Genomic DNA, 3,389 nt, shown 5'->3' with positions numbered 1-3,389 from the left:
GATTTTTGAAAAAATAGATTTAGACAAAAAGACTTCATCAGAAAAATTAATTGAAGAAGAATCTAAATTAGATTTTTTATTTATATCTTGATTAATTATTTTTTTTTTTACTTCAATTGGATTAGTTTCAATCTCAATTTTATTATCAATGTTCTCGCCCTCAGGCACAACCCAATTAGTTTTAATCGTATTAACCTGAGTTTTATTTTCTAATAATTTTTCATCATTAATTTTAACTTCAATTTGAGTTGGTTTATTTTCAATTGAATAAGATGAACTTTTATCCCTCATTGAAGGTGGAATTGGGCTTGAAGGGCTAAGTGGAACTTGCTTTTCCTCTAAAAAATATTTTCTTTTAGATTCAGATTTTGGCGTTTCACTTCTAATAATTTTTATAGCTTCAACTGGCATAGTTGGAGCTAAATTATAATTGCTATTATTTTCAGCATTTATCTTAATTTTATTAACCTCATCATATATTTCTTTATTGATGATTCCGCCTTCAATTTTAGGGGTAGAATTTATAAAATTTGAAGCCTCATTAAGTGGCACATAAACTTCCATAGCCTTATAACCTTGTCTCATAGAAGCTGGTTGGGCAAATGCATAAACACCAAACCCTGCGATTAAACACGAAGTTAGAAGAAAGGTTTTTTTACTAATTTTTTTCATATACTAATTTACCTGAGACAAAAGTTTTTACAACTCCACCCATAAGTTTAATTCCATCATATAGGCTATTAACAGCTTTTCCAGCAAATTGTAAAGGATTAACAATAGCTTCCTGCGAAAAATCAACAATTATTAGATCTGCCTTGTAACCTTTTTTAATTGCCCCCTGCCCTTTTAAACCAAGATATTCCGCAGGGTTTTTGCTTAGCAACTTAAATATTTGCGGCAGTTCAAAACCTTCTTTAATTAAATAGGTATAGCTTGCTGAAAGCATTGTTTCAAGACCTACAACTCCAAACTCTGCTGATTGTAGAGGTAATCTTTTTTGATCAACCGATCTTGGGCTATGGTTTGATGAAATAAAATCTATTGCACCATTTTTTAAGCCCTCAATAATCGCAAACCTATCATTTTCTGAACGAAGTGGTGGGTTTAGCTTTGCAAAAGTTCTATATTCTTTTGCTTCTTCATCAGTAAATGAAAAATATTCAGGTGTGGTTGAAGAAGTTATTTTCAAACCTTTATTTTTAGAATTTTTAATTGTTTCAATCGCTTTTTTAGTTGAAATATTTAGACAATGATATTTCGCTTTAACATATTCAATTATTGCTAAATCTCGCTCTAAACCAATTTTTTCTGAAATATCTGGAACGCCCTGCACGCCGAGCGTTGTGGAGTTAAAACCATCAGCTAAAACTGCATTTTCAGAAAGAAATTTATCACTTGGTTGATGTGAAATCGTTAAATCAAAATTACTCGCATATTCGCAAGCTCTTTTGAAAACCAAACTATCATAAATAGAATTTCCGCAATCTGAAACACCTTTAATTCCAGCCTTTTTAAGCAACCCCATTTCGCTTAATTCTTTACCCTCTAAATTTTTAGTGATTGAGCCAAAAATTGTAATATCGCAAAAAGATTTTTCAACCGCACGATTTTTTATAAATTCATATAAAGCAGTTGTATCAATCACAGGCTTAGTATCTGGCATTATATTTATGGTTGCAACACCACCTGCAACCGCACTTCTTGAGGTAAGATATAGATTTTCTTTATAGTCTCCGCCCGGTTCACCAATATGCACTTGAGCATCAATTAATGCTGGTGCAAGATGCAGATTTTTGCAATCTACATAATTTACTTCAGTGGATTTTTCAATTTTCTTATCTTTAGATAAATCAATTATTTCTTTAATAAAACCATTTGAAACCAAAACCTGCCCCTTGAAAACTCGGTTATTTTCAACATCAATAATATAAGCATTGTCAAATAAAGTATTAGGGCTTGCTTCTACTAATTTTCTTTCGTAAAATTTTTGATTTTCTAACGCCATTTTTTATTTATTAAAATTAACCCAAAGCCTCAAGCACCGCTTGACGCACCGCAACACCCATTTCCACTTGATCAAGTATCAAGCTTTTATTTATATCATCTGCGATTTCAGAATCAATTTCAAGACCCCTATTGATTGGCCCAGGGTGCATAACTAAAACTGAAGGTTTCGCCTTTTCGAGCTTCCTTCTATCAAGCCCAAAATAATAAAAATATTCCCGCTCAGATGGAAAAAACGCCCCTTTCATTCTCTCTTTCTGAAGCCTTAGCATCATAATTATATCAACATTTTGTACTGCTAAATCCATATCAGAAAAAACTTCAACATTTAGCTTTTCAATATCTTTTGGTAGTAAAGTTTTTGGCGCACAAACCCTAATTTTCGCACCTAATTTATTGAGCGTATCAATATTGGATCTCGCAACTCTGCTATGCAGAATATCGCCAGAAATAAGAATATTTAATCCCTCAAACTTGCCGAGCCTTCTTTTTATAGTTAGTGCGTCAAGTAGGGCTTGCGTTGGGTGAGAATTCCAACCATCGCCAGCATTTATCACGCTACAATTAACTTTTCTTGAAAGAAGTTCTGGTACACCGCTTTCAGAATGCCTAACAACTATATAATCCGCCCGCATTGCGTTGAGAGTCATTGCTGTATCAATGATAGTTTCACCTTTTTTTGCGGAAGATGTTTCAACATCCATATTTATTACATCAACACCAAGCCTTTTACCTGCAAGTTCAAATGAGGTTCTAGTTCTTGTAGAGTTTTCAAAGAATAGATTTATTAGGGTTTTGCCCTTTAATTTTTGCGGATAATCAGAGTTTTTAACATAATTTTCAGCAAGGGATAAAATATGTTCAATATCTTGCTTAGAGAGATTTTTGGTATCGGTAAGATGTTTATGAGGGAATGAATAATTTTTCATAAATTGCTTGCGATTTTTTGGCTTATAAATAATTACCTTAACAAAAGCAAGCAATTAATTGTAAATGATTTTGTGGGAGTGTTTATTAAATTTAGCCCCTTAACCACTAATTGTCACCCCGCATTTATTGCGGGGTTAAGAATAGCCAAACCATTTTTCATTCCCGCGAAAGCGGGAATCTATAATATAAAATAATGGATACCCGCTTCCGCGGGTATGAAGTGAAAGTGTGTATTTTATAATTAACCCCTATAAATACACGAATCAAGTGCAGGGTGACAATTGGTGGTTAAGTGGATAATATCTATGCTAAGCAATCACTGCCTTAAAACCACCTATATTAATTCTTGAATTAAAATTCTGATTGTATTAAAAGCCGAATAGATTTTTCAAAATTTCATTTTCATTTTTTGAAATTATGCCAATTTATTACAATTTATTTTTTATAATTATTGC

General features: G+C 32.4%; 3 protein-coding genes. All 3 read right to left on the bottom strand.

Features of this window, described 5'->3' with window-relative positions; genetic code table 11:
- Window positions 1-672: hypothetical protein (locus tag SFT90_06105; GenBank protein ID MDX1950054.1), on the bottom strand; the 672-nt coding region annotated here is incomplete at its 3' end.
- Complete coding sequence (pyrC, locus tag SFT90_06100) at window positions 659-2,005, bottom strand: dihydroorotase (protein MDX1950053.1); 1,347 nt, start codon at window positions 2,003-2,005, stop codon at window positions 659-661. The genes SFT90_06105 and pyrC, both read right to left, overlap by 14 nt.
- Window positions 2,006-2,021: 16 nt before the next feature.
- Window positions 2,022-2,933, bottom strand: coding sequence for an aspartate carbamoyltransferase catalytic subunit (locus tag SFT90_06095; GenBank protein MDX1950052.1), 912 nt, complete (start codon window positions 2,931-2,933; stop codon window positions 2,022-2,024).
- Between the last annotated feature and the right edge of the window lie 456 nt (window positions 2,934-3,389).

The organism is Rickettsiales bacterium (assembly GCA_033762595.1).
GTDB lineage: Bacteria > Pseudomonadota > Alphaproteobacteria > Rickettsiales > UBA8987 > JANPLD01.
The sequence above is the reverse complement of the archived record's forward strand: the minus strand, read 5'-3'. Positions and strand labels throughout refer to the sequence as shown.

Coding starts and splice junctions, on each gene's coding strand:
- pyrC (MDX1950053.1), bottom strand. CDS start 2,005: ATGGCGTTAGAAAATCAAAAATTTTACGAAAGAAAATTAGTAGAAGCA.
- SFT90_06095 (MDX1950052.1), bottom strand. CDS start 2,933: ATGAAAAATTATTCATTCCCTCATAAACATCTTACCGATACCAAAAAT.